Source organism: Arthrobacter sp. ZGTC212, assembly GCF_002929255.1.
GTDB lineage: Bacteria > Actinomycetota > Actinomycetes > Actinomycetales > Micrococcaceae > Arthrobacter_B > Arthrobacter_B sunyaminii.
On the sequence record NZ_PJIJ01000098.1, the window covers coordinates 1 to 505 of the forward strand.

At 65.7% G+C, this 505-nt stretch carries 1 protein-coding gene; it reads right to left on the bottom strand.

Features of this window, described 5'->3' with window-relative positions; translation table 11 throughout:
• Window positions 1-505: phytoene desaturase family protein (locus CXQ89_RS18535; protein ID WP_374953004.1), on the bottom strand; the 505-nt coding region annotated here is incomplete at both ends.

Here is a 505-nt window from a genome sequence, read left to right on the forward strand (position 1 = left end):
GGATGATTGCCGATGGTGAACGGGGAGTAGGCCCAGGCGTGCATGGTCGCTTTGCCGGCAGGCGCGCGGCTGGGGTCGAGGTTGGTCGGCGAGACCAGGGCGAGAAGGGGATCCCTGGGCAGTTCGCCGTAGCGGACATCATCGAAGGAACGGCGGAAACGCGCCTCGCTGACCGGCAGCAATTCCACGAAGGCCGCCTTGTCAACATGATCGCCTGCCTTGAAGCGCAGCTTCTCATGTAGCGAGGCGTGGATGGTGATGCATGCGCAGGGCGACGTGGTGGTGCGTTCCGCGCGCTCGAAAACCTGCGGCGCCACATCGGCATCCTCCAGGTAGCTACGCAACAGGTGCGGATGGATACCGCCGATCACGGCATCGCGCGCCTCGAAGCGGCGGCCGTCGTGGGTGCGCACGGCAACGGCCCGACCGCCCCTGGTTTCGATGGCGGACACATCCACTTCGGCGATGACCTCACCGCCATTGGCTTCGATGCAGCGGATCAGCG